The sequence below is a fragment of the uncultured Fibrobacter sp. genome (assembly GCF_937877005.1).
GTDB lineage: Bacteria > Fibrobacterota > Fibrobacteria > Fibrobacterales > Fibrobacteraceae > Fibrobacter.
In genome coordinates, this window is record NZ_CALEFV010000331.1 from 1 (window position 1) to 16,693 (window position 16,693).

Here is a 16,693-nt window from a genome sequence, read left to right on the forward strand (position 1 = left end):
CCCTTGTTCGGAATCGATTAGCTCTCCTCCGATAAACATTGGAATATCGAGCGCCTTGTACAGGTCAAGGATCACCGATGAGCGTCGTTCATGAATATCAGGCATGTCTGCGTGATCGGAAACCTTCAGGTGGTCGATGCCATCGACGATGACGACCAGGTTCGAATGTTCCTTGACTTCTTCCTTCAAGGTTGAAAGCAGTTCGCGGTTGTCAAAGGATGGCTGGTCTTCCCAGATTTCAAGCCTGTTGCTGCGTACGTAGCCCATCAGGTCGCGCGTCGCTTCAAGAATCTTCTGGTTTACAGATTCGTCTTCGCTCTGCTTGCGTACGGTCAGTACGGATTCGCCAATAAGCATGGCGACGAGCCTGTCGAATATCTGACGACGCGGCGTTTCGAGAGCGATATAGATAAGCTTTAGTTTCTGGTTGCTCTGTAGCAGGTCCAGTGCGAAACTAGACAGGAGGGTCGTCTTCAGTCCAAAGGGCTTTGAGGATACATAGAAACATCCGGACTGGATACCGTCAATTTTCTGTGTGAGCTTCGGGAAGGTGTTCAGGTTGTAACCCACGCTGACATCGGGAGGGCAACCCATGGCCGTATCGAAGTTTTCCTTGATATCCTGTAGCAGCATGGATCTGCGGTGGGAATGCACCGTGTCTTCTTCGGTCTGGTCGATCAGGTTGATTAACTGGTCTGCGCCGTTCTTGCGGACGACCTGGTCAACATTTTCTCCCTTGGGCAGAACAATGGACTTGAACTTCAGTGACAGCTCCTCGGCCATCTTCAGGTATTTCTGAATACGATATTCCTGTTCTCGGCGGTCCTGTTCTCGGCGAAGAATGACCGTCACGGATTCGGCTCCGCAGGCCTTTAGCTTGTATAGGTGGCTGAGCGACAACTCCTGGTACATGGTCGAGACGACTCCCGGAATTCCGGCGAGGTCTGCGGTAAGTGCATCGAAGAATCCTTCGACGATGACGGGCTTATCGATATCGGGCTGTATGTTGAACGGAATATCGCTCGGGCCAGAGGCGTAAGAAACATAGGTGTGTGGGCTGTCGGCTTCGTCTAGGACGCGTCCGTAGACGGAGTGGATCAGGCCTTTGGAATTGCGCGCAGGAATGGTGATGCGCGGCTCATGATAGGCTTCTAGGTTGTCGAGGTAGAAAGATACCTGGTGGCGCTCTATTCCCGAAAGCATGCAGTAGCTATAGAATGGTTCCGGGTCTCCGCTGTAATAGCCGAGGCCGTAAAGCTGCGCCTGTCCAATGCTCCACCCGCGGTTTGCAAAAAAATCCGCCGAAGAAGGACTCTTGCAGGCAGCCCAGTGACAGTAACGGACAAAGTTCTCGAGGACCTTTGACTTTTCTCCGCCAATTTCGCGTATCCACGGATGCTCTTCGGGCGAGGAATCGTGCTCGGGTTCTAGTGATCCTAAGAAGTCCACGGCTTCGGAACGTGCAGCCTGTTCATCGAGTCCGTTGAAACGGCTACGCATCACGAATTCAACGAGGTCGCCTTCGCTTCCGCACTGCAGACACCGGTATCTCCAGTAACCGAGAGCGTCGTAAAAGAATAGCGAGGTTTCTTCTGGAGAATGGAAAGGGCAACAAGCGATTAAGTTTCGTCCCCACCGACTCAGAGGTATTCCCAACTGCCTAGGATGGGTCTTGGCGCGCATAATGATACCAGCATGTTCTTGGTCGATAATCATAAGGTAACCTCGATATTACACTTAAATAATCTAGCATTTTTTTTAATTTTTAGACTATGATTTTTCTTGGGATTGACCCTGGTTCTATTACAACCGGATATGCTTTCTTGGAAACGGGGGCGAAAACCCCTCGTGTTTTGGAATATGGCGTCATTCATGCACCGGCTTCTAAATCCCTGGAAGACCGTCTGTTGCATATTGTGTCCGAACTGGAACTCCTTCTAGATAAATACCATCCGGACTCGCTCGGAATGGAAGGTGTTTTTTTTGCAAAAAATGTCAAAAGTGCACTTGTTCTGGGACATATCCGTGGTGCAATTCTGGTGGCATGCCGTAAGCGGGGACTCACGTATAGCGAATACAGTCCTCGGTCGGTAAAACAAGCTGTCACGGGGGATGGTGGCGCCTCCAAGGAACAGGTGGCCAATATGATTTTTGCTCGCCTTGGCATAGAACCGGGGGATCTACCCCTGGATGCATCCGATGCCTTGGCCATTGCCTGGACGCATGCGAGCCCGCTGCCGCTTGCCGCGACTCTTTTAAAGAAAGGCAAGTCGTCGAGTCGCTCCAAGAAAGTGACTACGAAGCAATGGATGGACCTGATTGAAAAGATGGGAGGAACGATTCAATGACGCCCCAGGAAATATGCTACGGATTGCGCAATGCAGCTTCGGATGATTTTGTCGAAATGAATGGGTATTTTGTCGATAGACAAATTGTCGAGGATTACAACAAATTAAGCGAAGCCCTTTCTCGTTTTGGTTTTCGGTTGCAGATAGAATCGGCGTATCGTCCATTTGAAAGACAACTTTCGATATGGAACCGCAAGGCTTCGGGAGAACTCAGGTTGCTCGATGCAAAGGGAGTGCCTATGGAGCGTCCGCGCGATGAAGAACAACTGATGTACGCAATTCTCACCTGGTCCGCACTTCCGGGGGCGAGTCGCCATCATTTAGGTACCGATATAGATGTTGTGGATGGATTTGCATGTCCAGAGGGTTACGAAGTGCAACTGACTCCGGCCGAATGTGAAGGTATGTTCCATTCGTTCCACGAAAAATTGACAGAATTGATGGATTCGGAAAATGCCTTCGGATTCAACCGTGTGTTTGTTCCTGGTCGCGGAAAAATTCAGCCGGAAAAGTGGCATATTGCTCATCTGCCAACTTCAAGAAAGTATCTAGAGAATTTTTCAATTAATGAATTGCGTACTCTGTACGAGAAAACGGATATTGCTTGCAAGTCTGCGCTCCTTGACAATTTAGACCGCCTGGCGTCTGATTATATTTATCCTTATTTTATATAAACTATTTTTCGGAATGAAATTCGATACGGACATACGGGGAATCTTTCAGTTGCCGCTGCGTGAATACGGTCGGTCTGTTTACGGAACCGCTTTGAACTATGTGCCTTGTTCTAAAGAATGCCATGTTCTGGTGGTTGCTGGAATTCACGGGGAGGAGCCTGAAACGACATTCCTGTTGAGTCGCGCATTGCGCGCGATAACCCGTACATTACCTCATGTAGCCTTTGTTCTTTGCGCAAACCCCGATGGCATGATGCTTGGAATGCGGGGCAATGCGAATGGTGTGGACCTGAACCGTAATTTCCCGACAGGCAACTGGAGCGCTGCTCCGGTCTATTCTCGCTCAGTATTGGAAGCGGATCGCGATACGAAGTTGCTTCCCGGAGTCAGCGCGGGGAGTGAACCGGAAACGGAATCGCTCGTGCGACTGATAAGGAACTTGAATCCTCGGTCCATCCTTTCAATGCATGCTCCCATGGCCTGTATTGACGCTTCTGAAAATACGCCTCTTGTAAAGAAGTGCTGCGAAACATTCTGCCTACCTTGGCTACCGGACATTGGTTACCCGACTCCGGGGAGCTTGGGGACTTGGTGCAAGGAACAAAAAAGTCCAGAGTGCGTGACTCTGGAGCTTCCTCGTTTGTCGCTGGAGGCCCTTTTTGACCGTTACGGTCAGACCTTTGCAGAAATGCTTATTTCCCTTCCTTAGCTTCTTCGATAATTTTTTTGCGCTGAACCAATCCTACGCCAAAACCGATAACCAGGTAGCTGGAGCAGAGGATCAGCAAGTATTCGAGAATGAAGGGAATCTTTTCGGAAATGAACATGAATCCGCAGATGTAGGTGATGACAATCAGGATGGCCTGCCCGATGTTGAACAACTGGTTCTTGCGAGGTTGCAGTTTGGGGAGGAAAAGAGGACTCACCATTAGCAATCCGGTGACCAACAGGACGAATACGGGCAGGAACATCATAGTAGAGTCAGGATGTTCGAAGAGTCCATGAGACTTGAGGTACACGATAAGAATCGCGTTGATGGCACCTGCAAAGGTTGACGGCAATCCCGAAAAATGGTGATGATAAGTGTCGGAGTCGCAGGCGTTGTACTTGGCAAGACGCATGGCAGCGCAAAGTACATAGATTGCGAATGCTACAATAAGCAGAACTCCGTTCGCCTGGAACCATTCAGGAGACAAGGTCTTGTAAGCGAAGAATACGGTAAAGGCCGGTGCAAGACCGAAAGCAATAAGGTCGGCAAGGCTGTCGAACTGAGCTCCGAATTCGGAGCTTGCGTTTACGAGACGAGCGGCAAAACCGTCAAGTTTGTCAAGCAGTACGCTCAAGATGATGAAGTAGGCTCCTGTACGAATAGGATCGGAACTAGTGAACGAACTGAATGCGCCTGTCGTCCAGCAAATGGCAAAGACTCCGAGCAAGAAGTTCATGCTGGTGAATGCGTTCGGCAAAATAAAGCGAGATTTACCCATAGATCCTCCACTATCAAGTGTGTCTCAAAAATAGTTTTTTTCTGACAAAAAAAAGAAAAAAGCCCGAAAAGGGGCTTTCTTTAGATTTATTTAACCGGTTTGATTGACCATAGAGCCTTGACACCCGCTGCGACGACTAGGTTTTGCGGTGGTGCATAGGGGTTTTCCTCGGTCGGGAAATTGTCCCAGTGCTTAGTCGAGAACTGGTAGTACTGCGTGGGGCGGTACATAATTGGCAGCACGGGGATTGTTTCCATAAAGATTCGGTTCAGCTCTCGGTAGGCTTCTTTAAGTTCCGCTTCGTTTGTGAGAGCCGGAATCTTGAGAATGAGCTTGTTTGCTTCATCGTTCTTGTAGCGGCCTTGGTTTGCGAAGGCTTCTTCGCCTACATCCTTGTAAGAAATCGATCCCATCACTTGTTCGAAGCGGTTCCATGGCGATGCTGCGGATAGTTCAGCGGTCTGCGTCTTCATGGCGAGGTCGAAGGTGCCGAGCCTCAGGTCTTTGTCCCAGACGCTGTAATCAACGAACTTTTCTTCGGCAACGAGACCAATCTCGTGCAAGGATTCGACGATGACCTTGATAGCGTCTTCCCAGTCGGTCCAGCCCTGGGGGCATTCGATTGTAATATTGCGGACGGGGACTCCCTTCTTGTCCAGAAGCTTGCCGTTCTCATCCCATTTGTAGCCGGCTTCGGCCAAAATGGCCTTGGCCTTGTCAATGTCAAACGAATATCCGTACTTTTCGGCGTCGTCCTTGTTAAAGAATTTTGATTCGGTCCCGAAGGGGAGGATGAACCCGGGCTGAATGACGGGGGTGTAGTTGGAAATTGCCCTGGACTTAATCTTTTCGAAATTGATGGAGTGCATCAATGCACGACGCAGGGAAACATCGTTAAAAGGTTCGCGCTGGTGTTCGATGATGAGTGTCGTGATCGACCCCGGTTGATGGTAGGGTTCGTTCCGGCTCCATGCGCGAATTCCATCCTTGGCCTTGTCCCAGATACGGGGAAGGAATACGGACGAAATGTCCAGGTTACCCTTGGTCATGGCGCTGTTGAAATGGTTGTTCAGGTTGTAGAGCGAATGGATGATGTACTTGGGCGCGGGGGCCTTTCCGCCATATTTATAATTGCCCCAGTAACGGTCATTCCGCTCCAGTACAATCTGGTCCGGAGAATAGGTCTTCAAGTTGTAAGGACCAGAAATGACGGGCAGGGAGTCGTTCTTGAATTCCGTGATGACGCTCATGTCGTATTTCTTGCCATTCTTTGCTTTTTCGACAAGAGGCTCGAACACGGATTTGGGCAAAATGGATGTCTCGGCAATGGCGTTCAAGATGATGAGCGCGTTCTTATTTTTGCCGAAATGGAAGGAAATATTGTTGTTGCCGTCGTTGGTGACTTGGCTCAGGTATTTCCAGTTGCCATGTCTCGGAGTCGGAAGCAGGGAGTCTATCTTGAATGTAAAAATCACGTCATCGACGGTTACTGGAGTGCCGTTGTTCCACTTGGCCTTGGCGTCCAGATGGACGGTAATCTTGGATTCGTCTGCAGAGTAGCTATCGGCAAGCATTGGTTCGAGTTCACCGCTCAATTGGTTGTAGGCGAGCAGGGATTCGTAGCTCAGTCTGCAATTTCCATCAATCGGGAAATTTGGATCGTAGTCGAGGGGGTTGAAGGTAGAGGGGGGCGCCCAGTCAAAACCGCCGATATAGAGCGTTTCGGAACGGTTGTATTCCGATTGAGATTGTTCGTCGTCAGTGGTCTTTTTTTCGCCTTTACATGCACAAAAGAAAACGGCTGTGCTTAAAGCCGCAAAGAGTGCGAAATGTGTTTTCATTTTCCTATCCAATAGAACCCTTTTTCCTTGAGCGGATTTTCTTTTAAATTTAGTGTGTTTTTGTTAAAAAAACCACCAAAATTTATTTACATGGTCCAAAAAGGGGCGCTTTTCGCGCTATTTGGGGTGGTTTTCGAATGTTTTACAATGAAAAACCGTATAGGAGATGTTTCGGGGAGGCGCTGAACAGGGTCTGGTTCATAATAAAGGGGGTGCCCGAGCCTCCTGGAGTACTGAATCTGCGCTCCACCTTTCCGTTATTCAGCGAAATTCCAACCACTTCGTTGGTCTGATCGATCCATGCAATTCCATCCTTGACCATCGGAGCCGAGAATATGGATCCGTTGCCCTGGTATTTCCATAAGGGCGCTCCAGACTCTGTATAGAGCAATATGGACTGGTCTGAAAGGCTCACCATGATTTTCTTTTCGTTTTGGTGATGAACAATCTGCAAAGATGTGATGGGCGATTCTACAAGAATTTGGGATGGTTGTCGATCCATTTGCAAACGGTTGAATAGGTAAAGTCTGTTGGAACTAGCTGCTATGATGACTGTTGAATCGGCAGATTGCATGTGCATGATGGTGCCTGGAATTTTCTTGGTTGCATTTTTACGCGAAAGTCCTGCAGCGTCATCGAGTTCCTGGTATTCACCCTCAAGATTACAGAGAATGAGCGTATTGTCATTCTTTGCAATCAAGAACGGAACTGAGAAAATCTTCCTGGACCATGCGAGTTTGTTGTCTGCCTTCAGGATCTTAAGCAGGAAACCGTTCCAGGTGCAGATATAGATCGAACTTTCTGTTACGAGTGCTTTAAACGCTTTTCCAGGAAGCTGAAGTGTTGTCGGTGGATTTTCCTTGTTGAGGTCAAAAATCGAAAGGTTATACCCGGAGGCGATGACGAGCGTATTTTCGTCATTGTCGATAACAGGGCTGTTGTCTTGTTTGCCGATGTTTCTTACCCAGCGTGTTTCTCCGTTTTCCGGATTCAGGCAGAAAAGCCTGTTGGCAGAGGGATCTATGGTATACAGGTTCTTCTTGCCTTTGAAAAACTGAGGGTAACGGGTCTTGGGCGATATCGGCAGCATGCTTACGAATTTTGCTCCGATGGATTTGCTGTATTGATCCAAAATGAGCTGAGTTGTCTTTGGGTTGGCGGAAGATAGTCGTACTGCTTCGGACCATGCCCGTTGCACTTCTTTCTCCTTCCCTTTTTCACCTTCGAGGATCATTGCCCTGTAAAACCATCCTTCTGCATTGCCGGGTTCCAGTTTGAACAGGGAATCGAGCGTCAGCTTCAGTTCTTCCTGCTGATCTGTTTCATAAAGTTCCTTTGCCTGCTGTGCAAGAAGGCTGGATGCAAGAGGCTTTTGTCCGTAATAATGCGGGGAGATTGCTGTGAGTTGCTTGTTACCGAAATCTAGATAGATGGCTTCGTTGGTATAGATGGGTGGACGAACTACCGGACGTGTAAAATTGAAATGCCAGAGGGGCCGTAGTAGAGTGTCGACCGTGATGATGCTTCCTTCGTCAGAGAAAAGACCTAATGTGCCTTTAGCTATGGGATAGGCGTTGGAGGCGTCGCTGTGGGCTGCAGCCAGGATGATTCCGCTATTCCTGTCAATGATTGAAATCTTACCCGATGCTTCGAGCGTTGCAAGGTTGTTGTTGAATATGAAGAGATTCTCTACCTTGGAAATGCCTATTTTCCATAACGGAATTTTTTCCCGTTTGATTTTGTAGGAATACAGGACATTTCCGGATACCAGAAAGATCTGGTTCTTGTAAATTAGGACATCCTGAATGACGTCGAACTGGGCTAGTGTCCTTTTTTCGGAGGCATCTTCGGCTGAGATGAAGTGTAGTGCATTGTCGGTACAATTGAGTATGTATTCGTTTGTTGTCTCGCTGAAACCATTGATTCGGCAGCCGCTATATTTTTCGGGTATCTGGAGGACGATCCCCTTTTTATCGATAAGAGTGAGTTGCTGTTCCCCTTGGACAAGAAGCTGGTTTTCTCGAGTATAGATTTCTAGGACATTGGATACGCCGTAAATCCTATTCGGCTTGTTTGCGAGAAAAGATTTGAAAATAAGGCTATCCCTTGTTGGACCCTGGTACCAGATGCCTTTGGGAGAAATGTCGAATACGGAGGTGTTTTCGGGAAGTCGTATCGACATGTCGATGATTTTTTCATCGGAAATCTTCTTTATGGTCCTGTTCTGCATTAGCAGGAAGGTGGGGCTTTCTCCGAAAGTCTTTTCTATCGGGGTCGCAAGCGACAATGCTTTGCGTTGCAGCATTTCTGGTTGAGTGCTATTGGCTCCTTCGCGTTCGGCAAGCCAATAGGCCTTGGCGATATCGTTTGTCCTGGAAAGGCTCTGGCTGTAATAGAAATGGGCGGATTGACTATTGTTTGAAATTTCCTGAATCTTGCCTAAATAGAAAAACGCTTTTTCCTTGTCGTCGTCATCGCCTTCACGGGATATTTTTTCCAGAAGCTTGACGGATTCGTCGACTTCTCCTTTCATTTCGAAAAGGTAGAGAGCCTCCTGAATCGAAGATTCCATTTTTTCGGCGAAGGACAAAGAAATACTTCCGCATAGACACAGCAGTAGCAAAACTGTGTTCTGCGAAAGGGTTTTCAATGTTGATGTCGTCTCTTTGTACTTCACTTTCTTTCTCTACGATTATGCGTCAAACTTGTAGCCGGCACCCCTCACGGAAATGATGATTTTCGGATCGGCGAGGTCGTCTTCGATTTTTCGACGTAAGTTTGCTATATGATTGTCAACGGTTCGGGTAGAGGGCATGTTTTCGTCGGTATATCCCCAGATTTCCTTGAGAATGTCTTCTCGTAGCACGACTTCGCCACGGTGAGCCCAGAAATATTTTAGAATCAGGTATTCGCGTGTAGTCAGATCCAGAGGGATGCCACCTTTGGTTGCCACGAATTTTTTGATGTCAACGCGAATGTTGGCGAATTCAAGAACATCCGGTACTGTTGCTGCAGAACCATTGCCTTGCGGTTCAATGCGGCGGCGGAACGCCTTGACGCGTGCAAGCAGTTCGAGAATAGAGAACGGCTTAGTAACGTAGTCGTCGGCGCCCATTTCAAGTCCGGCAACCTTGCTTGTCTCTTCGGTCTTTGCGGTGAGCATGATGATATATGTTTCCGGGTGCTTGTTGCGAATGTAGCGGCAGACTTCGAACCCACTTTTTTTCGGAATCATCAAGTCAAGGAGGACTAGGTGTGGTTGGTAGGAGTCTGCTTTGGCAATGGCTTCCTCTCCGTCGCAGGCCGTTTCTACGGTGTAACCTTCCATTTCGAAGTTGTCCTGTAGACCTAGACGAATAATTTCTTCGTCTTCGACAATCAAAATTTTGAAATTCTGTGACATGTTATTCTGCCTTTTTGAACTTGACGGTAAAGGTGGATCCTTTGCCTGGTTTGCTGACTAGAGAAATAGTTGCCTTGTGAGTTTCTGCGACTCTTTTGACGGTTGCAAGTCCAAGTCCCGATCCTTTGGTGCTGCGAGTCATTTCGTCACCCACCCTGTAGAAATCATTAAATATATTCTTTTGCTCGCTTGTCGCGATGCCGACACCGGTGTCTGCTACCGAGAAAACGACCCAGTCTTCGTCGCTCTTGACTTCGATGCTGATATCGCCGGGCGCATTGGTGTACTTAATAGCGTTATCGATCAGGTTTTGAACTAGGCTGTAAAGGGCGGTGTAGTCGCCCATGACAAATACATTGGGTTCGAAATGCGTATAGAAGGTGAGTCCCTTTTCGACTCCGATATCCTCTACCGCATCAAAAACTTTCTTGGCGCAAATGGAAAAATCTAGCCGTTCCCACTTGAAGGCGCCTGTTCCGTGCTCCATACGAGTGTAGTTCAATATGGCTCCGATCAAGTTTTCCAGTCGGGACGCTTCCTTGCCGATGAGTGTTGAGTATTCCTGAACTTTTTCGGCCCTCTGGAGTCGACCTCGCGCCATCATCTCGGCAAACATCTTGATGGAGGTGAGGGGTGTCTTCAGTTCATGGGAAACGCTCGAAAGGAAGTTGGCTTTCATGGCGAGAAGTTTGCGCTCTTGTGTAATGAAGCGGAACATGAAGAAAGATCCGAAAATGACTGTGATGAGGGCGAAAAGCATTAAACCGTACATGAGGAACATACGCTGACGAGTTTCCTTGCGTATGTCCTGCATATCTTTTTCATATAGTGTAAATTCCCAGCCTAGCGCTTCGGATAGATGCTGCTGTTCGATAATCGGAGCGTTTTCCGGAATTTCGCCAAGCAATAGTTTTTCTCCGTTTTCGGTAATCGAAAATGGAATGTTCTTGTAACTTTGTACGGTAAGCTTGAGTTTGCTCAAAAAACGGGCTCGATAAGCGTCGGGATCAATTTTGGCAATCACGACTTGGTCCCCCGATAGGAACGGGTAGGACATCTTGAATAGAATGGCGTCGTCGCGATTCTGAAACAGGAGCCCCTTCTTTGAAGAAATTTCATCATCTAGGAGTTCTTGGAAACGATCCTTGTAACGGTTGAGAATGTCGATATAGCCTAGCTGACGATTGAAGTTCTCGCGTAAATTCCAAAAAGCTTCTCTCTTGTCCTGTGATAGGTTCTCGAAGGAAAGAATCTGGGTAAAAGTCGTTTCAAAGAAAAATTTTGAAGAGGCTATTTCGTCAATGTCCCTTCTTTCAAGAAAAGAAGAAAGAACCGCTAGGCTGAAGTCCTGGGCTTCTTGGTGTTTGCGTTGCTTTACCAGAATTTCGAAGTGAAGCAAATGAACGGCATAGGTCAGGTCGTGGTATAGATAGCCCTGTTGGTGCGGGTTGTTTTCAAGAATGGATAGCAATTCCAGGGCTTCGTCATATTTTTTTTCTTTATAGTAGAAACGGATGATTCCTAAGAGGTTCTGTACCTTTTCTTCGGGACTGTCAAAAAGGAATCCGGTCGGTCTTAGACTGCTAGATCGTTTATTTAGGTATATCTTCTTTGCAATATCGTTTGTCAGTCCCCTGTGCTCGTCCTGAAACAACCTCTTGTCCTGAATCGTGGCTACGCTTCTAGGAAAACTGTTAGGACTATAAAACTTTTTGGAGGTTAAGTCAGGGTAAACGAGATTGTTCTTGTTGAATAGAAATATGGCTTCAATTCCCTCGACTGACTTAAATTCAGTAGCGTGTCCGAAGTCAAGCAGCCCCTGTGGTTGCTCGTAAAGGAACAAAGAGGCTGCTTTGGTTTCTTCATTGATTTTGTTTTGTTCTTTATCAATAATCTCATTGATTTCGTTCTGGAACGAGGCTAGGTTCTCGTCAAAATTTTTCTTGGCGAGGTAAATTTCGTTTTGGATGTTTCTGAAGCTGAGGAACGAAAGAATTGCCGTAGGGAGAATGATTCCCCCTGCAAACAAAAGGACGAACAGCAGATTGTTGCGTGAAACCTGCATTGCCGCCTACAATGGAATGTGAACGGATAGCTCCGGAAAATAGAGAGCGACAAGGCTGCCGACTATTAATATAGTCAGCAGAAACAGGGCTATTAGATTTATTAACAACAGGTGCCGAATCACTTGGCGAAATTGGCTCGGTGAGTGATGGAAACCCTGTGTCCTGTTTCCACTCGGCGACTGTTGGAGTAGATTTCGCGAATCAGTACTGCGGCATGGTTATCCATTGCTCGAGCAATGATTCCGCGTCCCAGGAGACGGGGTGGAATGGTCTTGTCGCTGCGGTCATCTTCCCAGATTGCTACGGCATCACCGGTGTTGTAGTTTTGTTGGGTTCCGCGGTCAATCAAAACATAGGCATAGGCGCCGATAATGAGCATCGGGTCTATGGAGTAAAGAATTGTTGCAAGGGAATCGAATTTGGCTTCCTTTTCTGACGTGAATCCGGTTACATTAAGTGTGGCAAGAGGCTTTTTGAGTTTAGCCTTAGACTGATTGATCTTTATTTCGCGGAATGTATGAACCACTTGTGCTCTTGATAAAGTGTCTCCGATGGCGGTAATCTTGGCGTACCCGGCTAGGCGGAGCAATGCGAACTTTTCGAATCCGCTTCCCTTGGCTGTTGGAACCTCAATGGCCTTGGCGTCGATAATTTCAACGAGATCACCCTTTTTTGCCTTGATGTCCGTCTTTTTCCCGATTCCAATGACCACTTCAGTTTCGGGCATGTGGATAAGCGGTTCCTTTTTTTCTCCGGATCGAATCGAGAAAAAGCGTTCGTCTTTCTTAAGAGAATCGATCGTATAGATTTCGGGGGCGTGTAACTGGTAGTATCCGTTGAATATCTTGGGAGCGGGACGCTGGCTATAAATGAAGGTATCTTCAACCTTCGGCTTTTTCTTGGCTTTCTTGTCCTTGTCACGGAGGTTGCCGAGCATGTTCTCAAAATCATTGTTGCGATCGTCGTTGTCATCGCAACCGGCGTTTGTGACGGCATAGCCCTTGCCTTTCGGAAGCATGGAGTCTGCGATAGCGGCATTACAGGGGTGCTTGCTCTTTTCAACCTGAATCACGTTTTCTTCGCGCAGACTGTCTCCCAGGTAAATGGAATCGCCCGGATAAATCCAGTGAGGATCCTGGATGTGGCGGTTGTTTTCCCAGAGGTCAGGCCAGGCGAAGGGGTCCTTAAGGAATTCGTCGCTCAAGTCCCAAAGGGTATCGCCTTCCTTGACGATATAGGCTGACGCCACCAGGGCCGAAAGTCCAAGACAGACAGATGCAAGTTTAAAAAGTCGCATAATAATCCTTTTACAGGCAGTTTTCCTTAATAATTTAACCTTTTCTTTGCTTAAAAGTCGGACTTCCTTGGCTAAAATGCGGAATTTCGCTTGTTTTTTTGCGTGAAATCCTTTCTTGTGGGCGTTGAACATTGCGGGAACGCTGCTTTTGGAGCGGATTTTGTCCAAGAATTCCTGCTCGATCTGGTACGAATAGGAAAAGAACTTCGAATTTTCCGCTACCGGGTTCTAGGTATAGGGGGATGTTCTTACGAAGCATGTAGCCATAGTTTCGAAATTGCTTGATGGTATGACTAGCGACTTCGAGGTCTCCGGTCTGAAGCAGAATTCGTTCGGGACGAGATTGCGCTGCCATTTGTGCGACACCCTGGGCGAGAGGCTCGTCTCCCGGAAGATTGAAGTAGAATGTCCAGCGGCCTTCGTTTTCTTCCTTGCTGAAGAACTTTCCGAAGAAATCCTGTTCTACATGTCCGCGGATAAAGCGCATGTTGTCGTTGATTACATTACGGGCATTCTGACGCGAAGACATCATGGCGTATTCTCGGCAGTCCATCGAAACGACTTTTTTGAACAAATTAGCTAAAGAGGCGCTCACATAGGAACTGCCGGAATAAAATTCAAAGAAGGAATCTTCGGCGTTCGGGTGAATGGCGTCTTCAATGCGCTTGGGAAGTCCCATCCATGCGTCACGGATTCTGGGGGACCAGTCCAGTACATGCATGCAGATTCCCGTTTCTCCGATGGGCATAAAGTCATTTCCGAAAGCCCTCTTGACTTCGACTTTCATGGGGGTTGTTCCTATTGGGTCAAAAAGCAAGTCGGGTAGGCATTGAACATGGTGACAACTGATAATCTTGGGACAGTTTCTTTGTACAAAATCTATGAGGGTCTTGTAACCATGTGCCGAATTGCGACCTCTCAAATTGACTTGTACAAGCATTGCGTACCGTCCATCGCCTGTGGCGCGTAGCCAAATTTGACGGAGAGCCTTGCTAAAGACTCGTAAATGATCCTTTTTAAGTTGCTCGAAAAGACATGTCACTAGTTCTGGGTGTTCCATGCCATGGGCTGGAGCTTCGATGGAGAGTGTCTCGTGCCCCCCGCGAACAGTCTTGATGATTCGCCAGTCAGCGTGTTCCGAATCCGCATCTGCTGTAAACCATGCCTGAAATTTTCCGGGTATGCGCTCGTTCTCGGCCCATGCGGCAAGCTGCTGCTTGATGTCCTCAAAAGAGAGGATCGCTTTGCGAACTGGCTTCTCCTTTTTTTGGGGGGCCGTCTGTTCCTTGTCGCGACGTACGGAATTTCCGCGTGCGCGATTGTTTGTACTTCTAAAATCTTTTTTCATTCTTTCGTTTTTCATTACACATTACTCAATACTAACCACTAACCACTAACCACTGTCTACTGTCTACTTCCTATTTTCAACTACACCAGGAATCTCGGGTAGATCCATGAACATTCGCGGGCGAGCATTTTGGGAAATTCGCGGAAGCTTCCATTAATTTGGTAAAGATTCAGGCTTCCTTCGACCGGTGAGAGCTTGATGACGGAGTCTGCTCGCGATTCCAGGTAGGGGTATTCGTCAAGATTGCAGGACGATACGACTGCACAGCCTGTAAGAGCGATGATTGTATCGATCATTTGCATTAGAATCTGGTGCGGAGCTCCATTTAATCTCGTTGATTTCGGGTTATGCAGAACTGCCGAAATGGGGTCGATGACTACTACGCGGTAGTCGTGATTTTCAAGCTTCTTGGCTCCTTGAATACGCTTGGCAATGAGTTGCGCCGTTTCGATTGGCGAAAGCGCTGTGCCTCGTAAGTTAAGGAAACCGAACTTCGGGGTGCTCGCATTCAGGTTGCGTTTTGCTCCCAACAGGTAAAGGCGGTTCAGGAAAACGGATTTTGTCAATTCGAAATTGATAAACAAGACATCGCTCGATGATGTCTGATTGCCGAACCAGTCCTCTCCGTAACAGATGGATAGACCTAGATCCATGAGGGCTAGAGACTTTCCGCTTTTGGGAGGGGCTGTAAAGAGGAAGAATTCTCCGGCGCGAAGCATGTTTTCTACAATGCTTTGGTCCTTTTTCGGGGCTTCTTCGGTATCGCTCGCTAGCTCAATGAGCGGTTTCCCGTCAAGAGAATATTCGACCCATTCCTGCCATTCCTTGAAGTTCTTGGCGCCTTGTTCGAGACCAATCAAGTACTGTTGTTTGCCGCCACGGAGTACACCCGGCATACGTACCATCATATGCGGATTTCTGTTGCTCGGGTCTACCTTGAAACCTTGAGAATCTAAGGTCTTGAAAAGGAAGTCTACGCGCTCGTTGTATTCTTCTTCGTCATTTGCAAAAATCTTGATCCATGCCTGCACGGAGTTTGCACCCGTGTTCACGAGGGCTGCGCAGGGGAGGTTCAGGGCCTTGTAGTAGGCGAGCTGCTTGGCCAAGGACATCTTTGGATTGTCGACGACAACGTAACGATAATGCCAGGATTCGTCCGAAGAATCTTCGCCACCCTTGACGGCGTTGATGCACACGAGTGCGCCTTCGGCACTGTCCAGGCTCTTCATGATTTTTTTGAGAGAGTCGTCCTGGCCGATAATATTTGCAACGAGTTCTTCGGAACTGTTTGGCGTGTTCGAAATCTTAAAGGAAATCGTTTCATCGGGATCGAAAGTCGCTTCGAGGAGCTTGGCGAAGTCCTTACGCCAGTCGGCGGCGGGCCATGGAATAGAAAGAGCTTCGGGATCGATCTTGAAGTTCTGTAGCAGTTCCAGGGACTGTGTGTCGAGTCCCATGGCGAGCATCTGCTCCATCGAGACCATGCCAGCCGAAAGAGGCGTTATGATTGGCATGGCCACCGTCTGCGTCTGTGCAGTCTGGGCGACCGAGGCGGGTTCCGCAGCCGGTGCGGCGTTCGCAGCCGCTGCAGCTTGTTCCTGTGGACGCTCCGAGCTTCTTTTTTCGGCAGAGAACGCACGGCGAAGGATTTGTTCCACTTCTTCGCCGTCCATGCCATCGTCGCGGGCCTTGCCACCTAGCTGGAAACTCGCGTCCATGAACGTCCAGCCTTCTTCCATGGCGGCTACGCCGGCCCTATATAGTTCGGCTTTAAGTTCGGTTGGGCTGTAAGAGCCTTTCAAAAACAGGTTGATTGTTTTTTTTGCGTTTTCCATAAGCGCCTCAGATGCTTTATCATACTGAATGTAGCTTTTTTATTTACAAAAGGGTACTTAAAAGTGCAAAATGCACGCAAAAACGCCCTGCAGGACTCCCAAATTTTCGTATTTTAATTTGTTTGTAATGTTTTGCCGTTGAATATATCAAATAATGAATCGTAATTCGCCTAGAAACGAGCAGGACAAGAAACGCAAGCCGAAGCTGTATTGAGGTATACAGCGAGAGCTTGCGTGACGTAGTAATGCGAAGTTTATTGGCGGATTACTTCGAAGGATTGAAGCTGTCCTTCAGACCCACCGTTCTGTTGAACACCAGGTGGCCGGGAGCACAGTCACGGCTGTCGGGGCAGAAGTAGCCCAGACGCATGAACTGGTAGGAAGCAGGAGCCTT

General features: G+C 48.0%; 12 protein-coding genes. 3 read left to right on the top strand and 9 right to left on the bottom strand.

Annotation, left to right across the window (positions count from 1 at the left end):
* The coding region (locus tag Q0628_RS14605) for a CHC2 zinc finger domain-containing protein (RefSeq protein WP_298772229.1) at positions 1-1,716 on the bottom strand (1,716 nt) is incomplete at its 3' end.
* A 56-nt stretch (positions 1,717-1,772) separates the two neighbouring features.
* Here Q0628_RS14605 and ruvC point away from each other — a divergent pair.
* The 3 genes from ruvC to mpaA are packed head-to-tail and all read left to right on the top strand — an operon-like array spanning position 1,773 to position 3,731.
* Positions 1,773-2,348 carry a crossover junction endodeoxyribonuclease RuvC gene (gene ruvC, locus Q0628_RS14610; RefSeq protein ID WP_298772231.1) on the top strand — a complete coding sequence of 192 codons (576 nt, stop codon included), beginning with the start codon at positions 1,773-1,775 and terminating at the stop codon, positions 2,346-2,348.
* Positions 2,345-3,022 carry a M15 family metallopeptidase gene (locus tag Q0628_RS14615; protein WP_298772233.1) on the top strand — a complete coding sequence of 226 codons (678 nt, stop codon included), beginning with the start codon at positions 2,345-2,347 and terminating at the stop codon, positions 3,020-3,022. The genes ruvC and Q0628_RS14615 overlap by 4 nt, the downstream gene beginning before the upstream one ends.
* Positions 3,023-3,035: 13 nt before the next feature.
* Positions 3,036-3,731 (top strand): murein tripeptide amidase MpaA, encoded by a 696-nt coding sequence (gene mpaA / locus Q0628_RS14620; protein WP_298772235.1) that lies wholly within the window; start codon positions 3,036-3,038, stop codon positions 3,729-3,731.
* Here the strand turns inward: mpaA and Q0628_RS14625 are convergent.
* The 8 genes from Q0628_RS14625 to Q0628_RS14660 form a co-directional block, all read right to left on the bottom strand.
* The gene (locus Q0628_RS14625; protein WP_298772237.1) at positions 3,715-4,509 is read right to left on the bottom strand and encodes a CDP-alcohol phosphatidyltransferase family protein; all 795 of its coding nucleotides are present in this window, start codon (positions 4,507-4,509) and stop codon (positions 3,715-3,717) included. The genes mpaA and Q0628_RS14625 overlap by 17 nt on opposite strands.
* An 86-nt stretch (positions 4,510-4,595) precedes the next feature.
* On the bottom strand, positions 4,596-6,350 hold the full coding sequence (locus tag Q0628_RS14630) for an ABC transporter substrate-binding protein (protein ID WP_298772238.1): 1,755 nt from the start codon (positions 6,348-6,350) through the stop codon (positions 4,596-4,598).
* Between the two features lie 142 nt (positions 6,351-6,492).
* Complete coding sequence (locus tag Q0628_RS14635; protein WP_298772240.1) at positions 6,493-8,883, bottom strand: hypothetical protein; 2,391 nt, start codon at positions 8,881-8,883, stop codon at positions 6,493-6,495.
* Between the two features lie 159 nt (positions 8,884-9,042).
* Positions 9,043-9,753 (bottom strand): response regulator transcription factor, encoded by a 711-nt coding sequence (locus tag Q0628_RS14640; RefSeq protein WP_298772242.1) that lies wholly within the window; start codon positions 9,751-9,753, stop codon positions 9,043-9,045.
* Between the two features lies 1 nt (position 9,754).
* On the bottom strand, positions 9,755-11,818 hold the full coding sequence (locus Q0628_RS14645; RefSeq protein WP_298772244.1) for a HAMP domain-containing sensor histidine kinase: 2,064 nt from the start codon (positions 11,816-11,818) through the stop codon (positions 9,755-9,757).
* A gap of 119 nt (positions 11,819-11,937) precedes the next feature.
* Positions 11,938-13,116, bottom strand: a complete 1,179-nt coding sequence (locus Q0628_RS14650) for a LysM peptidoglycan-binding domain-containing protein (RefSeq protein WP_298772246.1) — start codon at positions 13,114-13,116, stop codon at positions 11,938-11,940.
* 34 nt (positions 13,117-13,150) lie between these two features.
* On the bottom strand, positions 13,151-14,479 hold the full coding sequence (locus tag Q0628_RS14655) for a hypothetical protein (RefSeq protein ID WP_298772248.1): 1,329 nt from the start codon (positions 14,477-14,479) through the stop codon (positions 13,151-13,153).
* Between the two features lie 65 nt (positions 14,480-14,544).
* Entirely contained in the window at positions 14,545-16,299 is a 1,755-nt protein-coding gene (locus Q0628_RS14660; RefSeq protein ID WP_298772250.1) for an AAA family ATPase, read from the bottom strand.
* Positions 16,300-16,693 lie beyond the last annotated feature (394 nt).